The 25,367-nt window shown below is 72.9% G+C and carries 31 protein-coding genes and 1 pseudogene; 18 read left to right on the forward strand and 14 right to left on the reverse strand.

Going from position 1 to position 25,367, the window contains the following annotated elements; genetic code table 11:
- Positions 1–66: 66 nt before the first annotated feature.
- Positions 67–624, forward strand: coding sequence for an EF-hand domain-containing protein (locus BMY61_RS36480; protein WP_042455896.1), 558 nt, complete (start codon positions 67–69; stop codon positions 622–624).
- Between the two features lie 36 nt (positions 625–660).
- Here the strand turns inward: BMY61_RS36480 and BMY61_RS36485 are convergent, their stop codons facing one another.
- Positions 661–1,884 carry a saccharopine dehydrogenase family protein gene (locus BMY61_RS36485; RefSeq protein WP_042455898.1) on the reverse strand — a complete coding sequence of 408 codons (1,224 nt, stop codon included), beginning with the start codon at positions 1,882–1,884 and terminating at the stop codon, positions 661–663.
- Positions 1,885–2,015: 131 nt separating this feature from the next.
- Between BMY61_RS36485 and BMY61_RS36490 the strand changes: the two genes are divergently transcribed.
- Positions 2,016–2,717 (forward strand): TetR/AcrR family transcriptional regulator, encoded by a 702-nt coding sequence (locus BMY61_RS36490; protein ID WP_042455900.1) that lies wholly within the window; start codon positions 2,016–2,018, stop codon positions 2,715–2,717.
- A gap of 126 nt (positions 2,718–2,843) precedes the next feature.
- Here BMY61_RS36490 and BMY61_RS45570 read toward each other — a convergent pair whose 3' ends face one another.
- Positions 2,844–3,152 carry a hypothetical protein gene (locus BMY61_RS45570; protein ID WP_042455903.1) on the reverse strand — a complete coding sequence of 103 codons (309 nt, stop codon included), beginning with the start codon at positions 3,150–3,152 and terminating at the stop codon, positions 2,844–2,846.
- An 88-nt stretch (positions 3,153–3,240) separates the two neighbouring features.
- Here BMY61_RS45570 and BMY61_RS45575 point away from each other — a divergent pair, with 88 nt between their 5' ends.
- Positions 3,241–3,471, forward strand: a complete 231-nt coding sequence (locus BMY61_RS45575) for a hypothetical protein (RefSeq protein WP_143094698.1) — start codon at positions 3,241–3,243, stop codon at positions 3,469–3,471.
- 45 nt (positions 3,472–3,516) lie between these two features.
- On the opposite strand, the gene BMY61_RS36500 is transcribed toward BMY61_RS45575, so the two are convergent.
- Together BMY61_RS36500 and BMY61_RS36505 are read right to left on the reverse strand one after the other, a co-directional pair.
- The gene (locus BMY61_RS36500) at positions 3,517–4,959 is read right to left on the reverse strand and encodes a sugar porter family MFS transporter (protein WP_425314732.1); all 1,443 of its coding nucleotides are present in this window, start codon (positions 4,957–4,959) and stop codon (positions 3,517–3,519) included.
- Between the two features lie 237 nt (positions 4,960–5,196).
- Positions 5,197–5,814 carry an FMN-binding negative transcriptional regulator gene (locus BMY61_RS36505; protein WP_042455907.1) on the reverse strand — a complete coding sequence of 206 codons (618 nt, stop codon included), beginning with the start codon at positions 5,812–5,814 and terminating at the stop codon, positions 5,197–5,199.
- Between the two features lie 49 nt (positions 5,815–5,863).
- On the opposite strand from BMY61_RS36505, the gene BMY61_RS36510 reads away from it, so the two are divergent.
- The 6 genes from BMY61_RS36510 (at position 5,864) to paaE (ending at position 11,062) form a co-directional block, all read left to right on the forward strand.
- On the forward strand, positions 5,864–7,231 hold the full coding sequence (locus BMY61_RS36510) for an aminotransferase class I/II-fold pyridoxal phosphate-dependent enzyme (protein ID WP_042455910.1): 1,368 nt from the start codon (positions 5,864–5,866) through the stop codon (positions 7,229–7,231).
- Between the two features lie 121 nt (positions 7,232–7,352).
- On the forward strand, positions 7,353–8,333 hold the full coding sequence (gene paaA / locus BMY61_RS36515) for a 1,2-phenylacetyl-CoA epoxidase subunit PaaA (protein ID WP_042455913.1): 981 nt from the start codon (positions 7,353–7,355) through the stop codon (positions 8,331–8,333).
- Positions 8,330–8,614, forward strand: coding sequence for a 1,2-phenylacetyl-CoA epoxidase subunit PaaB (gene paaB / locus BMY61_RS36520; RefSeq protein WP_042455915.1), 285 nt, complete (start codon positions 8,330–8,332; stop codon positions 8,612–8,614). The genes paaA and paaB overlap by 4 nt, the downstream gene beginning before the upstream one ends.
- 14 nt (positions 8,615–8,628) lie before the next feature.
- Entirely contained in the window at positions 8,629–9,468 is an 840-nt protein-coding gene (gene paaC, locus BMY61_RS36525; protein WP_042455918.1) for a 1,2-phenylacetyl-CoA epoxidase subunit PaaC, read from the forward strand.
- Between the two features lie 77 nt (positions 9,469–9,545).
- Positions 9,546–9,995, forward strand: a complete 450-nt coding sequence (gene paaD, locus BMY61_RS36530; protein ID WP_201777634.1) for a 1,2-phenylacetyl-CoA epoxidase subunit PaaD — start codon at positions 9,546–9,548, stop codon at positions 9,993–9,995.
- Positions 9,995–11,062 (forward strand): 1,2-phenylacetyl-CoA epoxidase subunit PaaE, encoded by a 1,068-nt coding sequence (gene paaE, locus BMY61_RS36535; RefSeq protein WP_236656572.1) that lies wholly within the window; start codon positions 9,995–9,997, stop codon positions 11,060–11,062. The genes paaD and paaE overlap by 1 nt, the downstream gene beginning before the upstream one ends.
- Before the next feature lie 362 nt (positions 11,063–11,424).
- Here the strand turns inward: paaE and BMY61_RS36545 are convergent, their stop codons facing one another.
- Both BMY61_RS36545 and BMY61_RS36550 read right to left on the reverse strand, forming a co-directional pair.
- Positions 11,425–11,652, reverse strand: coding sequence for a DUF5302 domain-containing protein (locus BMY61_RS36545; protein WP_052439247.1), 228 nt, complete (start codon positions 11,650–11,652; stop codon positions 11,425–11,427).
- A gap of 62 nt (positions 11,653–11,714) precedes the next feature.
- Positions 11,715–12,203 (reverse strand): MarR family winged helix-turn-helix transcriptional regulator, encoded by a 489-nt coding sequence (locus tag BMY61_RS36550; protein ID WP_042455930.1) that lies wholly within the window; start codon positions 12,201–12,203, stop codon positions 11,715–11,717.
- Between the two features lie 104 nt (positions 12,204–12,307).
- Here BMY61_RS36550 and BMY61_RS36555 point away from each other — a divergent pair, with 104 nt between their 5' ends.
- From BMY61_RS36555 to BMY61_RS36565, 3 genes and pseudogenes are all read left to right on the forward strand, one after another.
- Complete coding sequence (locus BMY61_RS36555; RefSeq protein WP_042455934.1) at positions 12,308–12,721, forward strand: organic hydroperoxide resistance protein; 414 nt, start codon at positions 12,308–12,310, stop codon at positions 12,719–12,721.
- 112 nt (positions 12,722–12,833) lie between these two features.
- Positions 12,834–13,859, forward strand: coding sequence for a prolipoprotein diacylglyceryl transferase (gene lgt / locus BMY61_RS36560; RefSeq protein WP_042455937.1), 1,026 nt, complete (start codon positions 12,834–12,836; stop codon positions 13,857–13,859).
- Positions 13,860–13,951: 92 nt separating this feature from the next.
- Positions 13,952–14,794, forward strand: a pseudogene (locus BMY61_RS36565) (DMT family transporter); the annotation flags it as partial.
- A 391-nt stretch (positions 14,795–15,185) separates the two neighbouring features.
- Here the strand turns inward: BMY61_RS36565 and BMY61_RS36570 are convergent.
- On the reverse strand, positions 15,186–16,319 hold the full coding sequence (locus BMY61_RS36570; protein WP_042455940.1) for an FAD-dependent oxidoreductase: 1,134 nt from the start codon (positions 16,317–16,319) through the stop codon (positions 15,186–15,188).
- A gap of 116 nt (positions 16,320–16,435) precedes the next feature.
- On the opposite strand from BMY61_RS36570, the gene BMY61_RS36575 reads away from it, so the two are divergent.
- Positions 16,436–16,765, forward strand: coding sequence for a hypothetical protein (locus BMY61_RS36575; RefSeq protein ID WP_052439248.1), 330 nt, complete (start codon positions 16,436–16,438; stop codon positions 16,763–16,765).
- Positions 16,766–16,899: 134 nt separating this feature from the next.
- The gene (locus BMY61_RS36580; protein ID WP_042455943.1) at positions 16,900–17,358 is read left to right on the forward strand and encodes a universal stress protein; all 459 of its coding nucleotides are present in this window, start codon (positions 16,900–16,902) and stop codon (positions 17,356–17,358) included.
- Here the strand turns inward: BMY61_RS36580 and BMY61_RS36585 are convergent, their stop codons facing one another.
- The 3 genes from BMY61_RS36585 to BMY61_RS36595 all read right to left on the reverse strand — a co-directional run bounded on the left by BMY61_RS36585 (position 17,359) and on the right by BMY61_RS36595 (position 19,239).
- Positions 17,359–17,682, reverse strand: a complete 324-nt coding sequence (locus BMY61_RS36585) for a hypothetical protein (RefSeq protein ID WP_042455950.1) — start codon at positions 17,680–17,682, stop codon at positions 17,359–17,361.
- A 67-nt stretch (positions 17,683–17,749) separates the two neighbouring features.
- Complete coding sequence (locus tag BMY61_RS36590) at positions 17,750–18,436, reverse strand: class I SAM-dependent methyltransferase (protein WP_042455953.1); 687 nt, start codon at positions 18,434–18,436, stop codon at positions 17,750–17,752.
- 35 nt (positions 18,437–18,471) lie between these two features.
- Positions 18,472–19,239 (reverse strand): Mut7-C RNAse domain-containing protein, encoded by a 768-nt coding sequence (locus BMY61_RS36595; RefSeq protein WP_042455956.1) that lies wholly within the window; start codon positions 19,237–19,239, stop codon positions 18,472–18,474.
- 89 nt (positions 19,240–19,328) lie between these two features.
- On the opposite strand from BMY61_RS36595, the gene BMY61_RS36600 reads away from it, so the two are divergent.
- Complete coding sequence (locus BMY61_RS36600; RefSeq protein ID WP_042455960.1) at positions 19,329–19,751, forward strand: DUF3224 domain-containing protein; 423 nt, start codon at positions 19,329–19,331, stop codon at positions 19,749–19,751.
- Here the strand turns inward: BMY61_RS36600 and BMY61_RS36605 are convergent.
- Complete coding sequence (locus BMY61_RS36605; protein ID WP_042455962.1) at positions 19,736–22,033, reverse strand: ATP-binding SpoIIE family protein phosphatase; 2,298 nt, start codon at positions 22,031–22,033, stop codon at positions 19,736–19,738. The two genes, BMY61_RS36600 and BMY61_RS36605, sit on opposite strands and share 16 nt — an antisense overlap.
- 153 nt (positions 22,034–22,186) lie before the next feature.
- On the opposite strand from BMY61_RS36605, the gene BMY61_RS36610 reads away from it, so the two are divergent.
- Together BMY61_RS36610 and BMY61_RS36615 are read left to right on the forward strand one after the other, a co-directional pair.
- Positions 22,187–22,795 carry a helix-turn-helix domain-containing protein gene (locus BMY61_RS36610; RefSeq protein ID WP_042455964.1) on the forward strand — a complete coding sequence of 203 codons (609 nt, stop codon included), beginning with the start codon at positions 22,187–22,189 and terminating at the stop codon, positions 22,793–22,795.
- Positions 22,788–22,967 (forward strand): DUF6126 family protein, encoded by a 180-nt coding sequence (locus BMY61_RS36615; RefSeq protein WP_042455966.1) that lies wholly within the window; start codon positions 22,788–22,790, stop codon positions 22,965–22,967. Before BMY61_RS36610 ends, BMY61_RS36615 begins: the two co-directional genes overlap by 8 nt.
- A 15-nt stretch (positions 22,968–22,982) precedes the next feature.
- Here BMY61_RS36615 and BMY61_RS36620 read toward each other — a convergent pair whose 3' ends face one another.
- Positions 22,983–23,591, reverse strand: a complete 609-nt coding sequence (locus BMY61_RS36620; protein WP_042456045.1) for a cysteine hydrolase family protein — start codon at positions 23,589–23,591, stop codon at positions 22,983–22,985.
- 9 nt (positions 23,592–23,600) lie between these two features.
- Entirely contained in the window at positions 23,601–23,855 is a 255-nt protein-coding gene (locus BMY61_RS45580) for a hypothetical protein (protein ID WP_042455968.1), read from the reverse strand.
- Between the two features lie 246 nt (positions 23,856–24,101).
- On the opposite strand from BMY61_RS45580, the gene BMY61_RS36630 reads away from it, so the two are divergent.
- The gene (locus tag BMY61_RS36630) at positions 24,102–24,992 is read left to right on the forward strand and encodes a hypothetical protein (RefSeq protein WP_042455970.1); all 891 of its coding nucleotides are present in this window, start codon (positions 24,102–24,104) and stop codon (positions 24,990–24,992) included.
- A 20-nt stretch (positions 24,993–25,012) separates the two neighbouring features.
- Here the strand turns inward: BMY61_RS36630 and BMY61_RS36635 are convergent, their stop codons facing one another.
- Complete coding sequence (locus tag BMY61_RS36635) at positions 25,013–25,360, reverse strand: VOC family protein (RefSeq protein WP_042455972.1); 348 nt, start codon at positions 25,358–25,360, stop codon at positions 25,013–25,015.
- Between the last annotated feature and the right edge of the window lie 7 nt (positions 25,361–25,367).

A 25,367-nucleotide genomic window follows, 5' to 3' on the forward strand; every position in this document is an offset into this window, starting at 1 on the left:
CGTCAATCCACTGCCGGCGCTGTCCATTCACAGCGGCCACGCATCACGCCAGAGAAGGGCACACCCGTGAGTCAGGACTTCCTCGACGCGAAGATCGGCTGGGGCTTCGACCACCTCGACGCCGACGGCGACGGCCGTCTCACCGAGGCCGACCATCGGAGCATGGGCCGCTCCGTCGCCGCTTCGCTCGGGCATCCGGCCGGAGGCGCGGAGGAGGCGCGGATCGTCGACGCCTACCTCGCCATCTGGCGCGAGCTGCACGCGCCCTACCTGCCCGAGGGGGTGGACGCGATCACGCGGGAGCAGTTCGTCGGCTCGACCGGCTCCCTCGCCGACCAGCCGGACGCCGCCCGGGTGATCCTCGGCGGGTTGGCCGAGGCCTTCCTCGCCATCGCCGACGAGAACCGGGACGGGCGCGTCGACCTCGACGAGTTCTTCCACTTCCAGCGCGGCCACTTCGCCGGCTTCACCCGCGATCATGCGGCCCAGGCCTTCGCGAGGCTGGACCGGGACGGTGACGGCAGCCTGGACGCCGGTGAGTTCGTCGCCGCCATCGTGGAGTTCTGGACCAGCAGCGACCCGGCGGCGCCGGGCAACTGGTGGGCGGGCGAGCCCCGGTTCTGACGCTCCGGTCACGTCGGGGCCCGCCCGGTCAGCGACTCACTGCTCGCGCAGGCCCCACGGGGAGCCGTACTCGACCAGCAGGTCCAGGAACGGGCGGGGCGCGAAGGCCTCCGGGCCCAGCACGCCCTGCCCCGACCAGGCACCGGAGGCGAGCAGCTCCAGGGCGACGACGGGGTTGATCGCCGTCTGCCACACCACGGCCTGGGAGCCGTACTCCTTCATCGACCACTGGTTGTCGACCACGTGGTAGAGGTACACCTCGCGCGGGGCGCCGTCCTTGGTCCCCTTGACCCAGGTGCCGGCGCAGGTCTTGCCGTGCATGCGGTCGCCCAGCGTGGCCGGGTCCGGCAGGGCCGCGGCGACCACGTCGCGCGGGGAGACCTGCACCGGGCCGTCGGCGGAGCGGACGGTCAGCGGCTCGGTGCGGTCCAGGCCGAGCGCGTGCAGGGTCTTGAGCTTGGAGATGAAGTCCTCGCCCAGCCCGTACTTGAAGGTGACCCGCTTGGCGTCCACCCAGCGCGGGACCAGCAGCACCTCCTCGTGCTCGACGTTGACGCACTCGACCGGGCCGATGCCGTCGGGGAAGTCGAAGACCTCGGGCTCGCTGAACGGCGGGGTGGTGAACCAGCCGCGGTCGGCCTCGTAGACCACCGGCGGGTTCAGGCACTCCTCGATCGTGGTCCAGATGTTGAACGAGGGCGCGAACTCGTAGCCGTCGACGGTCAGGTTCGCCCCGTCACGGATGCCGACCTCCTCGATCTCGTCGAAGAGCTCGTCCGCGGCGTAGCGGGCGAAGACGTCGGACAGGCCCGGCTCGACACCGATGCCGACCAGGGCGAGCCGCCCGGCCTTCTCCCAGGCCTCCGCACGGGCGAACTGCTCGTCGCCGAGCTTCACGCCGGTCAGGGCGTGCGGCTGCTCGGGGTGCGGGCGGGAGAGGGACATCGCCATGTCCAGGTAGTGCGCGTCGGCGGCGAGGGCGGCCTCGAACAGCGGCATCACGAAGCGGGGGTCGGTCGCGTTGAGCAGCACCTCGCAGCGCTCGGCGCGCAGCAGGGCGGCGACGGCCTCCTGGTCGCTCGCGTCGACGCGGGCCGCGCTGAAACGCTCCGCCTGCTCCGTGCCGAGGGCGGCGACGGCGGCCTCGGCACGGGCCAGGTCGTAGTCGGCGACGACCATGTGGGTGAGGAAGGGACGGCGGGCGGCGATCCGCGTGATCGCGGTGCCGACGCCTCCGGCGCCGACGAGCAGCACACGCATGAGGGTCTCCTGGTGGTTCGGGCGTGCAGGAAAGAACGGTTGAGCGGCCGCTGACCTGATGAAACGCCCCGGCCCACACGAACGTCAACCGCGTTGGCATAAGGATCGCGGTGCCGGTTAGGGTGGGCGGCATGGCGAAGACGGCGGTCCCCGAGGAGCGGCGCCGCAGGCGCAGGCCGACCAAGCAGGGCACGGTGCTGACCCACGACCTGATCGTGGACACCGCCCTGCGGATGCTGCGCGAGCACGGCGCGCAGGGCTTCACCGCGCGCAGGCTCGGCCTCGCGCTGGGGGCGGACGCGAGCACCGTCTACCGGTACTTCGCCGGTCTCGACGAGCTGACCCGCGCCATCGCCGACGAGCTGATGCACCGCGCCATGCGCCGCTGGGCGCCGGCCGGCGCCTGGCGGGCGGACCTGCGCGACCTGGGTCTGCGCATTCACGCCTCCTACCTGGCCCACCCCCAGGCCGCGGTCCTCGCGGCGAGCCGTGTCAGCGGCCGCGTCCACGAGATCGCCGCCGACGAGGCGGTCCTCGGCGTGCTGCGCGGCGCGGGCTTCGCCGATCCGGCGGCGGTCCGGATCTACCACGTCTTCATCGACCAGAGCCTGGCCTTCGCGGCGCTGGACGCCGCGTCCCTGGCCCTCCCGGCGGACGCGCGCGAGACGGACGAGGCCGTCTGGCACGCGACCTACGCCCGCCTGCCCGCCGAGACCCACCCCAACATCGCCGCGACCGCGCAGCTGCTCGCGCAGCGCATGAACGCGAGCGCGTATCCGGCCGCCCTGGACCTCCTCCTCGCCGCCGCGGCGGCGGAACTGGTCGACGCGTAGCGCGTCGCGGCGCATCTGCGGGCGCCCGCGCGCGGGGCGGCCATCCTGCGCACCGGGCCGTACGACGGCGTGGTCGACTCCGCACGCGCCGAGGACGGGCCGTGGCGGCGGGTCAGTGGCGGCGGGTCAGTGGCCTTCCAGGGCCGCCCGCAACTCCCGCTGAGCCGCGTCCAGGTGGGCCTGCGCGGTGGCGAGGCGCGTGGCGTCGGGCTGGTTGAGGTGCCAGCCGATCTCGTGGAGGGCCTCGATGACGCCCGCCATGGCGCGCAGCGCCGGGCCGTTGGCGGCCATGGTCTCCCGGTCGGTGTTGAGCAGCAGCCAGTTGGAGCCGGCGACGAGGTTGGTGAGGTGGATGCGGCGACGCAGCGGCGCCTCGTCCTCGGGAGTGTCGTGGTGTGCGATGTCGTCGCTGCGGTGTGCCGGCGTTTCTGTCATGGCCGCAACCCTACGGCCTGGCACATCGGGGCCGGTGATCTCCGGCGTTCGCCCTTTCCTGGCAAGCGATCTGACGCACACTTGGTTCATGGCGCAGACGACTCCGGACCCGGGGAAACCGTACGGCGGCCTGTGGACGCCGCCCGAGAAGTACCACGCGCCCGGATGCAAGGGAGTGGACCCGGGCGAGTCGCACACCTGTTCCGTCGGGGTTCGGGTGATCGGCGGCAAGCTGCACGGCTGTGAGCACGAGTGCCACGACGTGGAGGTGGCCCGGCTCAAGGCCATCTCGCTCCGTTTCGGGGAGACGATCACCTGAGTCGGGCCACTGTCCGGTTGTCGCGGGCCGCCGCCGTGCAACCGGTCAGCCCATCTCCTCCAGCGACTTGCCCTTGGTCTCGCGGATGCAGAAGTAGACGAACGGGATCGACAGCAGCGCGAAGCAGGCGTAGATCACGTAGGTGGCCGACAGGTTCCAGTCCGACATGGTCGGGAAGCTCACCGTGATGAGCCAGTTGGCGATCCACTGCGCCGAGGCGGCGACGGAGAGGGCCAGCGCGCGGATCTTGTTGGGGAACATCTCACCCAGCAGGACCCAGACCACCACGCCCCAGGAGAAGGCGAAGCAGAGCACGTAGATGTGGGCCGCCACCAGCGCCACCGTCGCCTGGGTGTCGGCCAGGTGGGCGTTGGTGCCGGTGCCGACGCGGTAGGAGAAGGCCCACGCCGCCATGCCCAGGGTCACCGCCATGCCGGCCGAGCCGACCAGCGCCAGCGGCCTGCGGCCGACGCGGTCGACCAGGACCACGGCGATCACCGTGCCGACGATGTTGACCAGCGAGGTGGAGACGGAGATCAGCAGCGAGTTGCTCGCGTTGATGCCCACCGACTGCCACAGCAACGACGAGTAGTAGAAGATCACGTTGATGCCGACGAACTGCTGGAACACCGAGGCACCGATGCCGATCCAGACGATCGTCTGGAGCCCTGCCCGGCCGCCCATCAGGTCCTTCATCCGCGGTTTGTGCTCGGTCGCCATGACGTGCTGGATCTCGCCGATCCGGGCGTCGATGTCGGTGCCGGGCGCCTCGACGTCGGTCAGGACCTTCTTGGCCCGCGCCAGGTCGCCGGAGGAGATCAGGTAGCGCGGCGACTCCGGGATGGCGAGCGAGAACAGGCCGTAGATCAGGGCCGGGATGGTCTCCGCGCCGAGCATCCACTGCCAGGCCTGGATGCCCGCGAGGTGGTCGTTGGGGTTGCCGCCGGCGGCCTGGTTCAGCGCGTAGTTGATGAGCTGGGAGATGAAGATGCCCAGCACGATCGCCGCCTGCTGGAACGAGGCGAGCCGCCCGCGGACCGCCGGCGGCGCGACCTCGGCGATGTAGGCGGGGGCGACGACGGAGGCGATGCCGATGGCGATGCCGCCGATCACGCGCCACACGCCCAACATCACGATGTTGGGCGGGAACATGGTGCCGAGGCCGCTGGCGAAGAAGAGCAGGGCGGCCAGCTGCATCACCTTGATGCGACCGAAGTGGTCGGCGAGCCAGCCGGCGCAGACGGCGCCGACCGCGGAGCCGAGGAGGGCGGCGGAGACCACGAGGGAGGTCTCGCCGTTGCCGACGCCGAAGTGGTGCTGGATGCCGGTCACCGCTCCGTTGATGACGGCACTGTCGTACCCGAACAGGAAGCCGCCCATGGCGGCCGCGGCCGCGATGAAGACGACATGCCCGAGGTGTCCTTCGGCGGCGGCGGTCGATGATCGCGTGTTGGACAGTGGGGGGCTCCCGGGGTGCGCGGCGCGGATGGGTCCGTCCGGGCAGCGTAGGGAGCCCCGGCGGCGGCGGACGCGCGGCGCGACGGGAGCAGGGCTTGCGGCGGTACGACTATCACCCGGTTGCCCTAGCCCAGGGGAGCGCAGCTCCCTCCAGGGGCGCGGGGAACTGCGCGACAAGCCACTGACCTGCGGATGGTCCTCAAGGCGCAGGGCCATCCGCCTCGGGTGGTTGTTCGCGCAGTTTCCCGCGCCCCTGGAAAGTGCGGCTCAGGCAGAGTGCAGATGCGCGGCTGCGGCGGTGTCCTGGGGGAGGCCCCGCGCCGTCAGGCCGGTGCGGACGCGGGTGGCGAGGGCGGCGTCCTTGTGGGCGTCGTACTTGGCCTTCGCGCGGACCTCCTCCACGTGGAGGCGCAGGACGCGGATCGCGGAGAGCATCCGGCCGAAGGGGCCCTCGCCGGGGACGATGGGCTCCGACTTCGACTCGGGCTGGAAGCGGGCGAACTGACGGGCGAGCAGGACGCCCTTCTCGGCGGGGTCGTCGACGACGGTGCCGGTGCCGGTCAGGTGCACGGAGGTGTAGAAGCTGGTCGGCACGCCGTGGTCCGGGTCCATGTCCGGCGTGGCCCGCCACGTGCCGGGGATGAAGGCGTAGTCGTCCGTCACCGCGAGGGTGAGCCGGGGGTTGGCGTCGAGCGCGGCCCAGAACGGGTTGGGGCGGGCCAGGTGCAGCAGGACCTCGTCGCCCCCCTGATAGAGGAAGTGTGTGGGGACGAGCATCGGCGGCGCGCCGTCGACGCCGTTGGCGGCGAGGACACCGAAGTCTCGGGCGGCGAGCCACGGGCGCCAGGTGGCCTCGTCGGCGTGGTCCCACGGATGGATGAGCATGGCGGCCTCCCACTGGCGCAGCCCTTTGAACTAGTGCATAATCCCCTTTGTGCTAGGAGATTATCGGATCACTGCCCGCCGTGCCACCGAGATCGCCGCCGAGGTCGAGGCGCTCGTCGCCTCCGGCGTCCTCGCGCCGGGCGCGGCGCTGCCGCCGCTGCGGGACCTCGCGGTGGAGCTCGGCGTGAACCCGAACACCGTGGCCGCCGCGTACCGGCTGCTGCGTGAGCGCGGGGTCATCGAGACCGCCGGCCGGCGCGGCAGTCGCATCCTGCCGCGCCCCGCGCTCACCCCGCGCGACTACACCGCGCTGGAGGTCCCGGAGGGGGTCCGCGACCTCGCCGACGGCAACCCCGACGCCCGGCTGCTGCCCGATCCCACCACCGCGCTCGCGGCCGCCGGCCGCGGGGCCGTCCCCGGCGCGGGCCGCTACGGCGGCCCGGAGGCCGACCCGGGCCTGCTGGCCGTCGCCCGTCGTTCCTTCGTCGCCGACGGCGTGCCCGCCGAGGCGATCGGCGTCGCGTCCGGCGCGCTCGACGCGCAGGAGCGGATCTTCCAGGCGTGGCTGCGCCCCGGCGACGCCGTCGCGGTCGAGGACCCGGGCTGGGGCAGTCTGTTCGACCTGCTGCCCGCGCTCGGGCTGAAGCCCCGACCGGTGGCCGTCGACGACGACGGCATGACCGTCGAGGGCCTGCGCGAGGCGCTCGACGCGGGCGTGCGCGCGGTCGTGGTGACGGCCCGCGCCCAGAACCCGACCGGCGCGACGCTCGGCGCGGAGCGCGCGACGCAGCTGCGGGCCCTACTGGCCGGCCATCCCGAGGTGCTGTTGGTCGAGGACGACCACGGCCACGGCATCGTCGACCAGGCCTACCAGGCGTTGTGCGCGGCGCCCGGCGGCGGCGCGCAGGGCGCCGCGACGGTCCGGCACTGGGCGGTGGTCCGCTCCGTCGCCAAGTCGCTCGGCCCCGACCTGCGGGTGGCCGTCGTCGCCGGTGACCGCGAGACGGTCGACCGTGTCCGCGGCCGTCAGCGTCTGGGCGCGGGCTGGGTGAGTCACCTGCTCCAGCGCACCGCGGCGGCACTGTGGGAGGCCTACGACCCCGCACCCACGGCCGCGTCCTACCGGGCCCGTCGCGACGCGCTGGTGGCGGCGCTCGCCAGCCACGGCATCGCGGCGCACGGGCGCAGCGGCCTGTATGTGTGGATCCCCGTCGCGGACGAGACCTCGGCGGTGGCCGGTCTCCTGCAACGGGGCTGGGCGGTCTCCCCGGGGGCGCGCTACCGCCTTCATGCCGCCCCGGGCCTGCGCCTCACCGTCTCCACCCTCGACCTGTCCGACTGTGCCCCGCTCGCCGCGGACCTCGCCGCGGTCCTGCTGAGGCGGCCCGGGGCGACGTCCTCGGTGCGAGGAGTCTGACCCCGGTCGGTCCGGCCCCGGTCCGGATCCGGCCTGCCTCCCGTGCACACGCCGGGGCATCTTGTTGGCCGACCGACCGTTCGGTAGTCTGATGGGACCAAGGACCGGAGGGTTGGCTGCCATGAGCGGTACCGACAGTGCCGAGAGCGCTACGCGCCTCTCCGCGCACTTCGACGCGACGATCGCGCACGACCAGCGCATCGAGCCGCGTGACTGGATGCCGGACGGCTACCGCGCCACGCTGGTGCGCCAGATCGCGCAGCACGCGCACAGCGAGATCATCGGCATGCAGCCGGAGGGGGAGTGGATCACCAAGGCTCCCTCCCTGCGCCGCAAGGCGATCCTCTTCGCCAAGGTGCAGGACGAGGCGGGCCACGGGCTCTACCTCTACTCCGCCGCCGAGACCCTCGGCATCGACCGTGACGAACTGACCGAGCGCCTTCTCCAGGGCCGGCAGAAGTACTCCTCGATCTTCAACTACCCGACGCTGAGCTTCGCCGACGTCGGCGTCATCGGGTGGTTCGTCGACGGCGCCGCGATCTGCAACCAGGTCCCGCTGTGCCGGTCCAGCTACGGGCCCTACGCCCGGGCGATGGTGCGGGTCTGCAAGGAGGAGTCCTTCCACCAGCGCCAGGGCTTCGAGTTGCTGCTGACGATGATGCGCGGCACCGAGGCCCAGCGTGCGCAGGTGCAGGACGCGGTGGACCGCTGGTGGTGGCCGTCGCTGATGATGTTCGGGCCGCCGGACGACGACTCGCCCAACAGCGCGCAGTCCATGGCCTGGAAGATCAAGCGCCACAGCAACGACGAACTGCGCCGGCGCTTCGTCGACATGACCGTGCCCCAGGCCGAGTTCCTCGGCGTCACGCTGCCCGACCCGGAGCTGCGCTGGAACGAGGAGCGCGGTACCCACGACTTCGGCACCCCCGACTACGCCGAGCTGATGCGGGTCATCAAGGGCGACGGTCCGTGCAACGCGCAGCGGATGGAGCGGCGGACCAAGGCGCACGAGGACGGCGCCTGGGTGCGTGAGGCGGCCGCGGCCCACGCGGCCAAGCAGCAGGCGCTGCGTGAGACGACCAAGGAAGGAACGGCGGCATGAGCAGCAGTTGGCCCCTGTACGAGGTGTTCGTGCGCGGCAAGCGCGGCCTCAACCACGTGCACGTCGGCTCGCTGCACGCGGCCGACGAGCGGATGGCGCTGACCAACGCCCGCGACCTGTACACCCGCCGCAACGAGGGCGTCAGCATCTGGGTGGTCCGCTCCGACGCGATCACCGCCTCGACGCCGGACGAGAAGGACCCGTTCTTCTCCCCGAGCGGCGACAAGGTCTACCGCCACCCGACGTTCTACGCCATCCCCGACGACGTCCCGCACATCTAGGAGCCGGTACTTCCATGAGCAGCGACGACGACCACGTCTACCTCTCGCTCGCCGAGGGGCACGCTGACGACGCGCGGTGGGCCTTCGGCACCGGTTTCGAGGACCCGCTGCACGGCGTGGACACGACCCTGCCGCCCGGCGTCGACGCCGGGGCGCTGACCGCGCTGTGCCTGGCGCTCGCCGACGACGCGCTGGTCGCCGCGCAGCGGCTGGCCCAGTGGATCACGCTGGCCCCCGAGCTGGAGGAGGAGGTCGCGCTCGCCAACATCGGCCTCGACCTGCTCGGCCAGGCCCGCCTGCTCTACGCCCGCGCCGGCCAGGCGGAGGGTGCCGGGCGGGACGAGGACGCGCTCGCGTACTTCCGCGACCAGGCCGACTTCCGCAACGTCGTCCTGGCCGAGCTGCCGAACGGCGACTTCGCGCACTGCGTCGTCAAGCTGCTGCTGCTGTCCAGTTGGCGCCTGGCCGAGCTCACCGGGCTCACCGAGCACCCCGACCCGGTGCTCGCCGCGGTCGCCCGCAAGGGGGTCAGCGAGCTGACCTACCACCGCGACCACGCCGCGCAGTGGGTCGTCCGGCTGGGCGACGGGACGGAGGAGTCCGCGCGTCGCACGAGCGCGGCCCTCGCCGAGCTGTGGCCGTACCGCGCGGAGCTGTACGCGGCGGCGCCGCAGACCCGCGACGAGGTCGAGGCCGTCCTTGCCCAGGTCCTCGACGCGGCCCACCTCTCCGCCCCGACGGACGCCCCGACCGCGACGGCCTCCGGCCGCTCGGGCGAGCACACGGAACACCTCGCCGAGCTGCTCGCCGAGCTGCAGAGCGTCGCCCGGGCGGACCCGGAGGCGACGTGGTGAACACCACCCTGGTGGAGGAGTGGTCGCAGGTGGCGGCCACCGCCGCGGCCTCGGCCGTGTGCGACCCCGAGCTGCCCATGCTGACCCTCGCCGATCTCGGGGTGCTGCGGGAGGTGCGGGTGGACGGCGACGGTGGGGTGACCGCCGTGCTCACCCCCACCTACACCGGCTGCCCGGCGCTCGCCGAGATGCGGGCCGACGTCGTCGCCGCGCTGCGCGGCGCCGGGTTCGCCGAGGCGCGGGTCGAGACGCAGCTCAGCCCCCCGTGGAGCACCGACGACATCACCGCCGAGGGCCGCCGCAAGCTCGCCGAGGCCGGCATCGCGCCGCCCGGCACCGCGCCGCGCCGGGCGGCCGGGCCCGTGCCGCTGACGCTCGGCCCGACCCACGCGGCCGCCGTCGTCGCGTGCCCGCGCTGCGGCTCCGCGGACACCGAGGAGACCAGTCGTTTCGGCGCCACCGCCTGCAAGGCGCTGCGCCGCTGTCGCGCCTGCCGCGAACCCTTCGAGCAGGTCAAGGAGATCTAGTGCTGCGCACCAGCTTCCATCCGCTGACGGTCGCCGCCGTGGAGCCGCTGTGCGACGACGCCGCGGCCATCACCTTCGCGGTGCCGGACGAGCTCGCGGAGCGCTACGCCTTCCGGGCCGGACAGTCCCTGACGCTGCGCCGGGTCGTCGACGGCCGTGACGAGCGCCGCTCGTACTCGCTGTGCGCCCCCCAGGGCGGCCCGCTGCGGATCGGCGTCCGGGAGGTGCCCGGCGGTCTGTTCTCCTCCTGGCTGGTGCGTGACCTCAGGCCCGGTGACGTCGTGGAGACCCTGCCGCCGCTCGGCTCCTTCGTCCCGGACCTCTCCGCCCCGGCCCACCACGCCCTGATCGGAGCGGGCTCGGGCATCACGCCGCTGCTCTCCATCGCGGCGACGGCCCTGGCGGACCCCAAGTCGCGGGTGACGCTGCTCTACGGCAACCGCCGCAGCGACTCCGTCATGTTCGTCGACGAGCTGGCGGACCTGAAGGACCGCTACCCGGACCGTTTCCACCTCGTGCACGTCCTCTCCCGCGAGCCGCGCGAGAGTGAGCTGCTGAGCTGCCGCCTGGACGCGGAGCACCTGCGGGCGGTCCTGAGCGGACTGGTGGACGTGCCGGACGTCGACCACTGGTGGCTCTGCGGCCCGCTCGGCATGACGGAGGACGCGCGCGACGTGCTGGCCGCGTTCGAGGTCCCCGCGGAGCGCGTGCACCGTGAGCTCTTCTACGCGGAGGACGAGGAGCCGCCGGCGCCGGTCACGCACACCGAGGCCGGGGTCGACGGCCCCAGCGCCACGGTCGAACTGACCCTCGACGGCCGGGTCACCACCCTCGCCATGCCGCTCACCGGCACCACCGTCCTCGACGCGGCCCAGCGCGTCCGCCCCGACCTCCCGTTCGCCTGCAAGGGCGGCGTCTGCGGCACCTGCCGCGCCCTGCTGTGCGAGGGCGAGGTCCGGATGCGCCGCAACTTCGCCCTGGAGGACTCGGAGTTGGCGGCGGGCTACGTCCTGGCGTGCCAGGCTGAGCCCGTGGGGGAGCGGGTCGTTCTCGACTTCGACTCCTGAGGCTGCGGGAGCGGTCGAAGGCGGAGTGCGGCTTCGCCTTCCCCTCCGACTACCAGGAGTTCGTGAACTGCCACGGCGGGGGCGAGATTCTGGTCGGGGAGGATCGGTCGTTCGCGGCGTTCGTGGACCAGTCGGCCTCGGGGCTCCCCCTGGGGCATGAGGTGAACTGCTGGGACGGCCCCGCCTACCCGGACCTTCCGGCGCCGGGCGGCCTGGCCGACTCCGCACCGCGCTGGACCATGGAGTCCGACTGGCTGCGTCGCGGACTGGGCGTCCAGGCCGGACCGGCTGGGGCGTATGGACGCGGAGAGCCCGCTCACCGTGCGTCGACCTGACGGTGAGCGGTGAGCGGGCTCGCGGCGTCAGCCGCTCTTGCGGCGGAAGTTCTTCTGGCCGCCCGACTTGGCGTGGGTGCCGTGGATCTTGGACGGGTCGCCGCCACGGGAGCTGCCCGCCTCGGCCTGAGGTCCGCGCTTGCGGGCCAGGGCCTCGCGGAACTTCCGCTTGACGTCGTCCTCGGGGCCGGTGTGCTCGGCGTCGACCGGGCCCTGGCCGGTGGTGTTTTCGGGGGTCTCGGCGGGGTCCGACATGGGTGCCTCCATCGGGGAAGAGCTGCAGCGGACAGTCTGTCATGGCACGACACCGGCCGCGATCAGCACTCCTGTGCGGCGCCCGCCCCGTTCGCCGTGTCCAGGCGGTCCGTCAGGCGGGCCAGCAGGCCGCGCAGTTGCCGCATCTCGTCGAGATCGAACCCGGTCCGTGCGGCGACCTCGGCCGGGACGCGGGTGGCCTGCTCCCGCAGGGCCGCGCCCGCCGCAGTCGTGCTGATCAGGACGGAGCGCTCGTCCAGGGGGCTGCGTTCACGGATCACCAGGCCCGCCGTCTCCAGTCGCTTGAGCAGCGGCGAGAGCGTGCCGGAGTCGAGACGGAGCAGCTCGCCGAGGCGCTTGACGCTGAGTTCGTCGTGCTCCCAGAGGGCCAACATGGCCAGGTACTGGGGGTAGGTGAGCCCCAGGTCCTTGAGCGCGTCGCGGTAGAGCGCGCCGAAGGCACGCGTCGCGTTGTGCAGGGCGAAGCAGACCTGGTGCTCGAGGCGGAGCAGGTCCCCGGCGTTCGTCCCGGTCGTCGGCGTCTCGGTCATGGAGTCCAGTGTACTAGTGAGTTGTGCGCAATTGAATTGTGTGCTCTTATATTGCTCGAAGCTTGAACCGGAACTGCTCCACGGACGAGACGAGGGACCGCCCCATGAACGCCCTGTACACCGCTGTCGCCACCGCCAACGGCCGCGAGGGTCGTGCTGTCAGCTCCGACGGCATCCTCGACCTGGCCCTGGCCATGCCGCCCGCGCTGGGCGGCAACGGCGCCGGCACCAACCCCGAGCAGCTCTTCGCCGCCGGGTACGCCGCGTGCTTCGCCAGCGCGCTGGGCGCCGTCGGCCGGTTGGCCAAGGTCGACACCAGCGAGGCGTCGGTGACCGCCGAGGTCACCATCGGCGCCGTCGGCGACGGCACCTACGGCCTCGCGGTGATCCTCCGCGTCGAGCTGCCGGACGCGCTGCAGAACGAGACCGGTCACGGCCTGGTCGAGCGCGCGCACCAGGTGTGCCCGTACTCCAACGCCACCCGCGGCAACATCGAGGTCCAGCTCGTCGTCGAGTAGTCGTCGCACGGTCGGGCGCGGGACGTGCGCATGTAGGGTGGGGCCCGCAGTCTGCGGGCCCCACGCGCGTGCGCACGGGTGCTTCGCACCGGTCTCGAGGGAAACGGCCCCGATGGAACTCGCGTACATCCCCAGCCCTTCGCAGGGCGTCTGGCACCTGGGCCCTGTGCCGATCCGCGCGTACGCGCTGTGCATCCTGGCGGGCATCGCCGCCGCGATCTGGCTGACCCGCAAGCGCTGGATCAAGCTCGGCGGCAATCCGGAGGACGTCTTCGACGTCGCCCTGTGGGCCGTTCCGTTCGGGATCGTCGGCGGCCGGCTGTACCACGTGATCACCGACCCGGAGCTGTACTTCAAGGCCGGCGAGCAGCCGATCCGGGCCCTCTACATCTGGGACGGCGGCCTCGGCATCTGGGGCGCCGTCGCGCTCGGCGCCGTCGGCGCGTGGATCGGCTGCCGCCGCAAGGGCATCCCGCTCAGCGGCTTCGCCGACGCGCTGGCCCCCGGCCTGATCCTCGCGCAGGCGATCGGCCGCTGGGGCAACTGGTTCAACCAGGAGCTCTACGGCAACCCGACCACGCTGCCGTGGGGCCTGAAGATCGACAAGATCAACGCCGACGGGACCTCCGTGCACGGCGTCTTCCAGCCCACCTTCCTCTACGAGTGCCTGTGGGACCTGGCCATCGTCGGCCTGCTGCTCTACGCCGACCGGCGCTGGAAGATGCACAACGGGCGTCTCTTCGCCCTCTACGTGGCCGGCTACACCCTCGGCCGCTTCTGGGTCGAGGCGCTGCGCAGCGACCACGCCAACCGCTTCCTGGGCCTGCGCCTGAACGACTGGACCGCGCTGCTGCTCTTCGCGGCGTCGGTGATCTTCCTGATCGCGACGCGCAACAAGCCCGTTCCGGAGAACCCGATCGGCGCCTCCCGGATCGCCCCGCCCGCAGTCGATCCGTCGCAGGCCGATCCGTCGCAGGCCGAGCCGTCGGGTGCGCCGGAGGACGCGGACGAGGACGCGGCCGGCGACACGGCCGCCGACGCGGCGGAGCCGGAGACGTCGACGGAGCCGGACGGCGCGGAGGACGACGACAACAACACCAACGGATCCGCCGGAGCGGGCCCCAAGCAGCACGCCTGACGCACGGCACCTTGCGGACGCGCCGGTTCCGGCGCTCCGCTGGGTAGCATGCCCACAGGGAGTCGGGGCGAAGCTGTGGGAGCGACGTGTCTGTGACAGCGGTGCTGTCGGTGGTGTTCGCGGTCTGCGCCGCGTTCAGCAACGCGCTGGGTACCGTGCTGCAGCGGCGGGCCGCGCTGATCGTGCCCCGGTCGCAGGGATTCCGGCTCGGTCTGATGTGGGACCTGCTGCGCACGCCGGTCTGGCTCTTCGGGATACTCGGCGTCGTCTTCGCCGCCCTCTTCCAGGGCCTCGCCCTGGCGACGGGGCCGCTGGCCGTGGTGCAGCCGATCTTCGTGCTGGAGCTGCCGGCCGCGCTGCTGATCGGCGGGATCGTGTTCCGGCGCCGGATGCCGACGCTCGCCTGGGTCTGGGTCGCCTGCCTGGTGGGCGGACTCGGGCTGGCGCTCGCCGCGGCCGCCCCGAGCGGCGGATCGCAGCAGCCCGCCGTCGGGCTGTGGCTGCTGGCCCTGACCAGCTGCGGCGGCGCCATGATCGTGCTCTGCCTGGCCGCGCTGCGCCGTCCGGTGGGCCGCGCCCGCGCCGTCTGCCTCGGCCTGGCCGCGGCCATCGGCTACGCGCTCACGGCGGCGCTGATGAAGTCCGCCACCGACACCCTGAACCGCGAGGGCATCGCCGCGTTCTTCGGCGCCTGGCAGACCTACGGCTTCGCGGCCGTCGGAGTCTGCGCGCTGTTCCTGCTGGAGAACGCGATGCAGGCCGGACCGCTGGTCGCCTCCCAGCCCGCGCTGACCCTCGGTGACGCCCTGGTCAGCCTGTCGCTCGGAGTGACCCTCTACAACGAGTCGGTCCGGGTCGGCTGGTGGCTGATCCCCGAGATCATCGGCGTACTGCTGGTCGCGCTCGGTGCCATCGGGCTCTCCCGACTGCAGATGCAGCCGCAGGAGGGCGAGGCGCAGGCGCGGCCGGGCCCGGGGGCGGGCGCCGACCCGTCGACGGACCCGTCCGGGGACCACGGCCCTGACGCGGACCGGTCCCGTTCCGTTGACGACGACCCCGACGCGGACGGCCTCGACGCGGACGATTCCGACGCCGACCTGGCCGGCGGCGACGACGCAGGTGACGACCGCCGCGTCGGCGGGCTCGGCTCGAGCGCGCGCTCCGGTCGGCCCTCGGTGCCCAACGGGCCGCCGAACGGCTGACCACCGCCGCGTCGCGTGGCGGACCCGTGGGGGCCGCGTAGCCTCGCCCCGGGTGGGGAACAGGGCAGGACGTCATGGCCGGGCACGGCCGGTACGACGGGCGGGGGCAGGAGCGAGCCGTCCGTCACCCGGCGTGGGCTCGAGCGGGGAGGTCCGCGCCGAGGAGGGCTGAGCTCCGGGGCCCGCCGCGCAGGTGGCGGTCGACGGCCACTGCGGCGGCGCGGCCCGCTCGGTTGGCGCCGATCGTGCTGGCCGAGGGCCCGTAGCCGACGAGGTGGACCCGCGGATCACGGGCCGCCTGCGTGCCGTCCATCCGGATGCCGCCGCCCGGCTCGCGCAGCCCGAGCGGCGCCAGATGCCCGACGGCCGCGCGGAACCCCGTGGCCCAGACGATGGCGTCGACCGCCTCCTCGTGCCCGTCGGCCCAGACCACGCCGGTCTCGGTGATCCGCTCGAACAGCGGCAGCCGGTGCAGCGCGTCCAGCTCCCGCGCTCGCAGCAGCGCGGGGGAGGGCGGCAGCCCCGTCACCGAGACGACACTCGCGGGCGGCAGCCCCGCGCGGACCCGCTCCGCGACCATGGCCACGGCGGCCCGCCCGAGCTCCTCCGGCACGAAGCGCTCCTCGCGGAAGACGGGTGGCCGACGGGTCACCCACAGCGTCCGCGCCACGGCCGCGGTCTCCGCGAGGATCTGGATCGCCGACGCCCCGCCGCCGACGACCAGCACCGTGCCGCCGCGGAACTCCTCCGGGCCCTGGTAGGCGGAGCTGTGCAGCATCCGGCCGCGGAACCGCTCCATGCCCGGGTAGCGCGGCAGGAACGGGCGGGTCCACGTCCCGGTGGCGTTGATGATCGCGCGGGAGGAGAAGGACCCGTGGTCGGTCTCGGTCAGCAGCAGGGACTGCGGGTCCGCGGAGAGCGCGCGCACGGAGGTGACGGTGACCGGCCGGACGACGGGCAGCTCGTGGTCGCGCTCGTACGCCGCGAAGTACTGCGGCAGCACGTCCCTGGCGGGCAGTTGCGGCGCGAGCGGCGGCAGCGGGGCGTCCGGCAGTTCGTGGAAGCCGTGCACCATGGCCATGGTGAGCGTCGGCGGACGGTGCTGCCAGGCGCCTCCCGGCGCGTCGTCGGCGTCCAGGACGACGAAGTCGTCGAAGGGCCGCAGGCCACGCCGCCGCAGGTGGTAGGCGGCCGACAGGCCCGCCTGGCCGGCGCCGATGACCACGACTTCGAGATTGGTTGCGCTCTCAACAGTCACGTTGGTGAAACATCGAGTGGGCGGCCGTGCTTCCCGGGCGGGGAGGGGACCTAGGACGGGTGGAGAGGGGTCCTTCGGCGGGCGGGGCGCGGGGCGGTGGCGCCGAGGATGGCACCATGCGAACGATCACTCGCCGACGGGCCCGCGCATTCCTGACGGTCGCCGTGCTGGGCGCGGCCTTTGCCGCGCTCACCGCCTGCGGCAGCGACCAGGAGGTCGCCGACCCGCCTCCCACGACTGCGCCGGCCACCGCACCCCCGTCCACGCAGACGCCGGCTGCGCCCCCGCCCGCTGCGCCCACACCGGAGCAGCCCACCCCGACCTCCCCGCGCGGCGCGGGGGATCGCAGCCGCGACATCGGCCGCGACATCGGCCGCGACGCGGAACAGCGCGGCCGCGAGACGGGCGAACAGTGGCGCCAGTACGGCGAGAGCTGGCGCCGATAGTCGCACTCCCCAGGGGCGGTGACCTGTCGCGCAGTTCCCCGCGCCCCTGCGGGGAGTGCAACTGGGCGTGGCGGCTCGGCGCAGCCGTGGAGGGATGAGAGCGTGGGCAAGCGCGACAAACAGGGAGGAATCATATGACTTCGACCGCCGACCAGGTGCCCGACATCGTCGTCGTCGGTGTGGACGGCTCGCCGCACGGTGCCGAGGCGCTGCGCGCCGCCCTGCGGCAGGCCGAGTTGACCGACAGCCTGGTGCACGCCGTGCTGGCGTGGGAGTGGCCCAGCATCTTCTCCGTGCCCGAGCCCGCGCCGGGGCTGGAGGGGAAGAGCTTCGAGGAGCAGGCCGAGCACCGACTCGCGGAGGCCGTCGCCGAGGCCGTCGGTCCGGGGCCGCAGCCGCGGATCCGGCGGCGGGTGGTGCAGGGGAGCCCCACCCAGGTGCTGCTGGACGCCGCGCAGGACGCGCGGCTGCTGGTGGTCGGCAGCCGCGGCTACGGCGGGTTCAAGGGCATCATGCTGGGCTCGGTCAGCCAGCACCTCGCGCAGTACGCACCCTGCTCGGTGCTGATCGTGCGGTCCGCAGCGGACCGCTGATCAGGCCTGGCCGGTCTCGAAGCGGCTGACGCGGCCGTCGTGGACGTCGAAGCGCCAGACGGTGCTCATCTCGCCCCAGGTGTCGTTGCGGAACCTGGCCAGCAGGGTGTGCCCGCCGTCCGACTCCTTCTGGACGTCCATGCGGCCGCCCGCGTCGAAGATCTCGCGGTCGATCCATTCCTGCAGGTTCCGGTCCGAGCCGTCGTCGGACATGGTCGCGTCCGTCGTCAGCAGGCCCACGAACGCGTTGCGGTCGTGGCCGTTGATCGCCTCGACGAGGCGGCGGACGACGGGGTCGGAGAGTTTCGCGGTAGCGATGGTCATGCCCTCCAGCGAACACCCGTCGCCCGGTCGCCGCAGCGCGCGCGGCGCCGTTCAGGGGACGGACCGCTCAGGGCCTGGTCTGCGTGACGCGCCACAGGCGGCGCGGCAGCTCCCCCTCCTCGAAGGCGTGGACCTCGCGCAGCGTCCAGCCCTGCGCCAGCTCCTCCACCAGCGCGCGCGAGAAGAAGTGCACCGCGAAGCCGCCGTGCTCCCAGATGTCGTCGCCGCGGTCCGTGCCCGCGCCGTAGTGGGCGTCGCCGTCGTGGCGGACGGTGTACGCGAAGGTGCCGCCGGGGCGCAGCACCCGGGCGACCTCCCGCACCAGCGCGCGGATCTCCGCCGTGGAGAGCGCCATGCACAGCAGCATGTGGGCGTAGACGGCGTCGACGCTCGCGTCGGGCAGCGGCAGCGGCGTCCGGACGTCGTGGGTCGCGGTCCGGACCAGGTCGGCGAGGCCGTCCGCGGCGGCCTGCGCGCGCAGCTGGGCCAGGCCGACATCGCTGAAGTCCGTGGCCAGGACCGAGAAGCCCGCGCGGGCGAAGGAGAGGGCGTCGCGACCGTGGCCGGCGCCGAGCTCCAGCACCTCGTGCGCGCCGGCCTCACCGAAGGCCCGCGCCGCGTGCCGGGCGGGGCCGGACGCCTCCGCGCCGTACATGCCGGGGTTCGCGGCGTACGTCCGCTCCCAGTGACGGCGCTGCTCGGCGGCGAGCCCGGCCTCCCTCTCGTGGGGCTGGTCGGCGGTGGAACGGGTCATGGGGGTGGCTCCTGAGCGGCGGGCGAGTCCGGCGCTCAGCCCTGCCCCGATCCTCGCACGCCCGCTCCCGGCTCTCCGGATCCGCCCACCAGACGCAGCGCGTCCGCGACGATGTCGTTGAGGCCGTCCTGGTGCGCGCCGCGCCAGTACGCGCGGCCGCAGGCGGTGCAGCGGGCGAAGGTGTCGTACGAGCGCTCGGTGCCCTCACGCAGCTGCGGGCGCACCTCGTCCAGCGTCGCCGGACGCAGCTCGCCGTTGCATGCGGTGCAGCGGGTCCACGGCGCGAGCGGCGGCGCGAACCGCTCCAGCACGTCGGTGAGCTGCTCCTCGGGGCGGTGGCTGTACACGTACGCGCCGGCCCACAGCTCGCGACGGTGCAGCAGGCCGCGGTCGCGCGAGAGCATCACCCGCTGCTCGCGGGCGGACTGGGCGGCGAGCGCCGCGTCGCCGATGTCGAGCCGCTCGTAGGCGGCGTCGACGCCGAGCAGCCGCAGCCGGCGCGCGAGAGTGCCGAGGTGCACGTCGAGCAGGAAGCGCGCCGGCCCGGGCAGCGCCTGGGGGCGCACGACCGGGGAGACGTGGACGCGGTCGCCCGCGACGGGCACGTAGCCGGTGTCGCAAGGCGCTGCGGCGAGCGTCAGGCCGCCGACCTCGGTCAGCGGCACGCCGAGGGACTCCACGACGTGGCCCAGCGTGGACGATCCGTCGGTGCGCACCGCAGCGCCCTCCGCGGCGCGGCGCGCGGCCGCGACGAAGAGGTGCAGCTCGGGGGCGAAGCTGATGATGATCTCCGGTCCGTCCACGCGGCCAGCATGGCACCGGCGCGGCAACCGTGGCCACCGCCTTTTCCGGTTCGTGCGCGGTTGTCAGTGGCGGCCGATAGCTTGGCGTCATGCGAGCCAACGGCACCTTTTCCGTCGTCAGCATGGAGCCCGTCCCGGCCGGAGAGCTTTCCGACAAGCTCTCCGGCACGGTTGTGACGGCGCTGGCCACCGGCGTCTCCATCATGGAGAAGCACTTCGCGGGCGCCATCGAGGGCCGCTCGGAGACGATCTTCACCGCCGCCTTCGACGCGGCGCGCGGCATCGGCACCTATCTCGCCCTGGAGTCCTTCGAGGGCACGGTCGACGGCCACGCGGGCACGTTCAACTTCGCCCACTCCGCCTCCACGACAGGCGCGGACCGGCAGAGCGAGTTCTTCGTCCTGGTGCCGGGCAGCGGCACCGGCGGGCTCGCCGGGATAGCCGGCACGGGCGGCATGACCGTGGACGCCGACGGGACCCACCGCATCTGGCTCGACTACACGCTCGACTGACCGTCCGGCTTCTCGTTCATCTCGAACCAGACGACCTTGCCCTCGCCGCTGGGGCGCACGCCCCAGCGCTCGGCCAGCAGGTCGAGCAGGACCAGGCCGCGGCCGGAGGAGGCCATCTCGCCCGGGGAGCGGCGGTGCGGCAGCTCGTCGCTGCCGTCCGAGACCTCGATGCGCAGCCGCCGCTCGCCCGGCGCGCCCCACAGCTCGGCGAGAAGCGCGCCCTCCTGGTCGGTGTGCAGCAGCACGTTGGTCAGCAGTTCGGAGACGAGCAGCACGGCGGCGTCGGCCGCGTCCTGGCTGTTCCAGTCCTGGAGGATGGCGCGCAGCTCGCGCCTGGCCGCGCCGACCTTGGCCGGCTGGCCCTGGCCGACGGTCAGCATCAGCCGCCGCCCGACGGGCCTCGGCGCGCCGTCGATCGGGTCGCGACGGAGCAGCAGCAGGGCGATGTCGTCCTCGCGGCGGTCCGCGAGCCGGCCCGGCCCACGGTGCGAGCCCGGGCCGTGCACGGCCCGGATCAGGGCGTCCGCCATGCCCTCCAGGTCATGGGCGGGCCCGGGCGCCATGACGTCCCGGACGCGGACCCAGCCGCTGAACATGTCGTGTCCGCCGGTCTCGATCAAACCGTCGGTGCAGACCATGAGGATCTCGCCGACCTGGAGCTCCACTTCGGTGACGGGGTAGTCCTCGCCCTCCGGGGCCAGTCCCAGTGGCAGGCCGCCGTCGACGTGCCGGATCACGGTCGTGCCGTCGGGCATCCGCAGCACCGGGTGCGGGTGGCCGGCGCGGGCGATCTCCAGGCGGCCGCGCGCCGGGTCGGCCTCGATGTAGAGGCAGGTGGCGAACCGGTCCTCGTCGACGCTGGCCAGGAACCGCGAGGCGCGCGACAGCACGGCGTCGGGCCGGTGGCCCTCGACGGCGTAGGCGTGCACGGCCGTGCGCAGCCGGGACATCACGCCGGCGGCGTGGACGTCGTGGCCCTGCACGTCGCCGACGACCAGCGCGATCCGGCCGCCCGGCAGGTCGATGACGTCGTACCAGTCCCCGCCGACGAGCAGCCCGCCGCCGGTGGGCACGTAGCGGGCGGTCACGGTCAGACCGTCGATCTCGCGGGCCGAGTCGCCCATGCTGCGGCGCAGTCCGCGGGAGAGGGCCCTTTCGGCCTCGTTGGTGTGGGCGCGTTCCAGGGCCTGCGAGAGCATCCGGGCCACGGTGGAGAGCACGGCCCGCTCGTCGGGGGTGAAGCCCACCGCCGTCTCGAAGGCGGCGAGCCATGCCCCGGTCGTCCGGCCCGCCGTCACCAGCGGGAGGAACGCCCAGGACTGACGACCGAAGCCGGCGGCCAGCGGCCAGGTCGCCGGGAAGTCGCGCTGGTAGGCGGCGGGCGAGGAGAGGTAGATCGGCCGTCCGGTGCGGACCACGGTCGCCGCCGGGTACTCGGTGTCCAGCGGCATCTCGAACGGGACGGCCTGGGCGGCGGTGTGGCCGTGATGGCCGACCACCGTGAGCTTGGTGCCCTTGACGCCGAACACGGCCTGCCCGTCGGGCGAGAAGCCCGGCATCGCGAGCGTGGCGGCGACCCGCAGCACCTCGCTGGTGGTCCCGGCCTCGGCCAGCGCCCGCCCGGCGTCGAGCAGGAACGCCTCGCGGGAGCGGCGCAGGTCGGCGGCGGGCAGCCGGGGAGCGGCCGCGGGCAGTGCGTTGAGCTCGCGGATCTGGCGGTGTTCGCGGTCCTCGTCCTCGGCGCCCGGGGCGGGGACGGCGGCGGGAGACTCGGCCGCGCCGGGGCGTCGACTGTTGGCGTCGAGGGGGGCGTCCCCGGGGACGGCCGAGGGCCGGGCCGCGGCCGGCCGGACGGCCGCTGCGAAGCCGGGCGTCGTGCTCGCATCGGTGCCGCAGAACCGCGACCGCCCGTCCAGGACGGTGCCCTGCACGCTGTAGGGGCTGCCCGCGGGCCCAGGAGAGAGCTGCACGTGGAGCCCGCGCAGCAAGCGCCCGTCCGGGGAGACCACGCGGACCCGGATCTCGTCGGGGCGCTGCTCGCCGGCTGTCAGCTGGGCCAACGCGCTGAGCCGGACGAAGTCCTCGCCGTGCAGGCGGGCGCGGATGGTGGCGGCACTCGGCAGCGGTCCATCGGCCGGGAGGTCGAGCAGCTCGCGCGTGCGCGCGTCGGCCTCCAGAACACCCTCGCCCCGGTTCCACCGCCACACCCCGATGCCGACGGAGGTGAGGACGGCGGTGGTCAGCTCGGCGGCGCGCGCGACCGGGTCTGATGCGCTCGCCATCGACAAGCCCCTTCGACTACGGATTTATGCGCTTACCTTACGACCCGGTAGCCCCACGGGTCGCGACGACAACGGTGATCTTCGCGTGAATTTTGCCTCAGGGGCAAGAAACTTGCCTATCGGGTCGCTCGGGTGTCCACTGGAGCCATGGCCATGGACGAAAGCGCCCCCGACGCCGTCGGTACGGAACTGCGACCCGAGGACCTCCCCGGGCTCGGAGCCCGGCTGCGCGAGCGCCGCCTGCGCAGCGGCCTGACGTTGGAGGCCGCCGCCGCGCGGGTCGGGCTCTCGCCGGCCCACCTCTCCCGGCTGGAGACCGCCAAACGGCAGCCCTCCTTGCCCGTGCTGCTGGGCCTCTCCCGAGCTTACGCCGTCCCGCTCGACGTCCTGCTCGGGGAGTCCCCGACCGCGCCCGCCGCGGTGATCCGCGGCGGCGCGGCCGAGCCGAGCGTCGCCGGCGGCTGGACCTACCGGCCGGCCGGTGCGCCAGGCCGTGCGATGCAGGCGCTGCGCGTGCACGTGCCACCGGGCATCCAGGACGCGGTGGTGCGGGTCCACCCCGGCGAGGAGTGGCTCTACGTCCTCACCGGCCGCCTGATCCTCACCCTGGACAAGGAGCGCCACCTGCTGGAGCCGGGCGACTCCGCCCACTTCGACTCCATGCGCCCCCACCGCCTGGCGGCGGACACGCCGTCCGGCACCGATCTGCTCTTCCTGCACACGCTGCTGCAGAGCCCGACCTCGGAGTTGTGCCTTGGCTGATCACCTCCCCTTCCGCGGCACCATGCACGCCAACGACGTCCCCGGCGTCGAGGACGGCGCCGAGACCACCGCGCGGCGGGTCAACGTCCGTGTCTTCATCTACGTCATCGGCCTGCACCTCTTCGGGGCCTTCGTGATGCTGCTCTTCTACACGGGCGCCCACCGCGGCTGAGCCCCGGGCCGGAGCTCACGGCAGGCGCGCGGCGATCTCCGCAGAGGTCTGCGGGGTGGAGAACATCGGGAAGTCGTAGGCGATCGCGTTCTCGTGCTCCTCCTTGGAGGCCGCCGCCATGCAGTCCGTCAGCGTGACGACCTGGTAGCCGTTCTCGTACCCCGTGCGCATCGTCGACTCGACGCAGCAGTTGGTGAGGAAGCCGGCGATCACCAGCGTGGTGATGCCCTTGCTGCGGAGGATGAAGTCCAGGTTGGTGCTGGCGAAGGTGTCGAGGCCGCGCTTGCCCTCCACCACGATGTCGCCCGGCTGCGGCGCGAGGGCGTCGGCGATCTCCGCTCCCCAGGTGCCCTTGACGAAGGCGTTGCCGTCGACGACTCCCTTGAGGATGCCGTACGGGTGGCGGGTGATCTCGTGGTAGCCGGGGGCGAAGGAGATCGGGGCGTGGACGATCGTCACGCCCGCCTCGCGGGCGGAGGCGACCAGCGCACGGGTGTTGTCGAGCATCCCGGTGGCCTCCATGACCGGGCGCACGGCCTCGTGCAGCACCCCGCCCTCGGAGACGAACTCGTTCTGAAACTCGATCAGGAGCAGGGCGGTGGTGGCCGGTTCGAGAGTCGTCATGGCCTCCACTCAAGCATGCGCGGCGGGTGGTGACGAGACCACCTGCGGGTGATCCGCCCGCTGCTCGGGGACCCGCGCGCCCCCGCGGCGTCGGAGCAGGACCGCGAGCTGGTCGTGCTCCCGGGCCAGGCGACGGGTCTCGGCGGAGAGCGCCGCGACGGCCGTCTCGGCCGCCTCCAGGCGGGCACGGAGCACGATGATCTCGTCGCTGCTCACGCAGACGTGGGCGCGTCGGCGCAGCAGCAGACCCAGGAAAGCTTGCATGCCGTGATCCTCTTGGCAGGACGGCTGGTCGAACCAGGGCGTTCCTACTCAGACGTGCCTGGGTGATTCGTCCTCATGTGCCATGTGGGAACTCATGTTCCGCCTTGGCGCCCGTTCGGGCGATTTGGCTCGGACACGGTGGCGACGAGGCCGTCGCGCACCAGGCCCGGTCGGAGCATGGTCGCGGGGCTGCCGCACGTTCAGGGCTGCGGAGGGGCCCCGCGGAAACCGAAAAGAGGACGCTGCATGCTGAGACCGACCAAGCTCGCTGCCGCGATCACCACGGCTGCCGTGGCTCTCGTCGGCCCGGCGCTCGTCGCCGGACCTGTCGCCCAGGCGGCGACCCCGGACAAGCCCCATGGCCGGACCGTCACTGTCGACATGACCAACAAGGGCTTCACCCTCCCCAGGGAGGTCCGGGCCGGCTTCGTCACCTTCGAGGTCAGTACGAAGGACGCCAACGGACACGATCTTCAGGGCGTCCGGCTGCACAAGGGCGTGACCCAGGCGCAGCTGATCGCCGACATCCGCCTGGCGGTCAGCCCCGACCCCAAGACCGCCGCCAAGGGCATCCGGCAGGTCCAGCGCGACGCGACGCTGGTGGGCGGGGCGGCCGTGGAGCCCAGCACGGTCGTCGACGACACCATCCCGCTCTGCGCGGGGACCTACTGGTTCTTCGACTTCGGCCAGTTCTTCGTCCCGAACGCGCCGCCGCCGGTCTTCCACCGTCTGGACGTCAAGGGCCCGTTCCGCGACTGGCTGCCCAAGGTCGACGGCGAGATCGACCAGGTGGACACGAAGGCCGGACCGCGCTTCGTCTCGCCGGACAAGCTCATGGACGGCGGCACCTACCTGGTGCGCAACAAGGCGCCGGAGATCCACGAGCTGATGTTCCAGCGGGTGAAGCCGGGCACCACCAACCGCGACCTGACGGTCTTCCTGACCACCGGCAAGGGCCAGAACCCGTTCGCCGAGGCGGTGTCCCGCGGGCTCGCGGCGCAGTCGCCGGGCCGGTTCCAGCTGCTGTCGTTCCACCCGAAGAAGGGCAGTTACGCGCTGCTCTGCTTCATCCCGGACGACAAGTCCGGGATCCCGCACGCCTTCCTCGGCATGCACAAGGTCGTCAAGCTCACCTGACGTCCTCGGCCGTTCCGGTCTCAGTCCGTCGCGCGGGGGTGGCTCGGCTCGTAGAGGGCCAGGTCGCCCCCGCCCGGCAGGCGCAGGCCGGTGAGCAGCCCCCAGGCGAGCTGCTCGACCGGGCGGGTGAACTCCACCCCCTTCGTCTGCAGCTCCGCCATGGTCGCCATCAGGTCGTCGCACATCAGCATGAGCTCGTGCGAGTGGACCGATGAGGTCGGATGGAACGCGACCTCGGTCGGTGGGGCCTTGAAGATGAGCCAGCCGCGTCCGGCGTCCACATGGGGCAGGCCGAGCACGTCGCGGAAGAAGGCCCGGTCGGCCTCCGCATCGCTGGTGTAGATGACCACATGCGCACCATTGATCACGTCTCGA

This window comes from Streptacidiphilus jiangxiensis, from assembly GCF_900109465.1.
GTDB classification, from domain to species: domain Bacteria; phylum Actinomycetota; class Actinomycetes; order Streptomycetales; family Streptomycetaceae; genus Streptacidiphilus; species Streptacidiphilus jiangxiensis.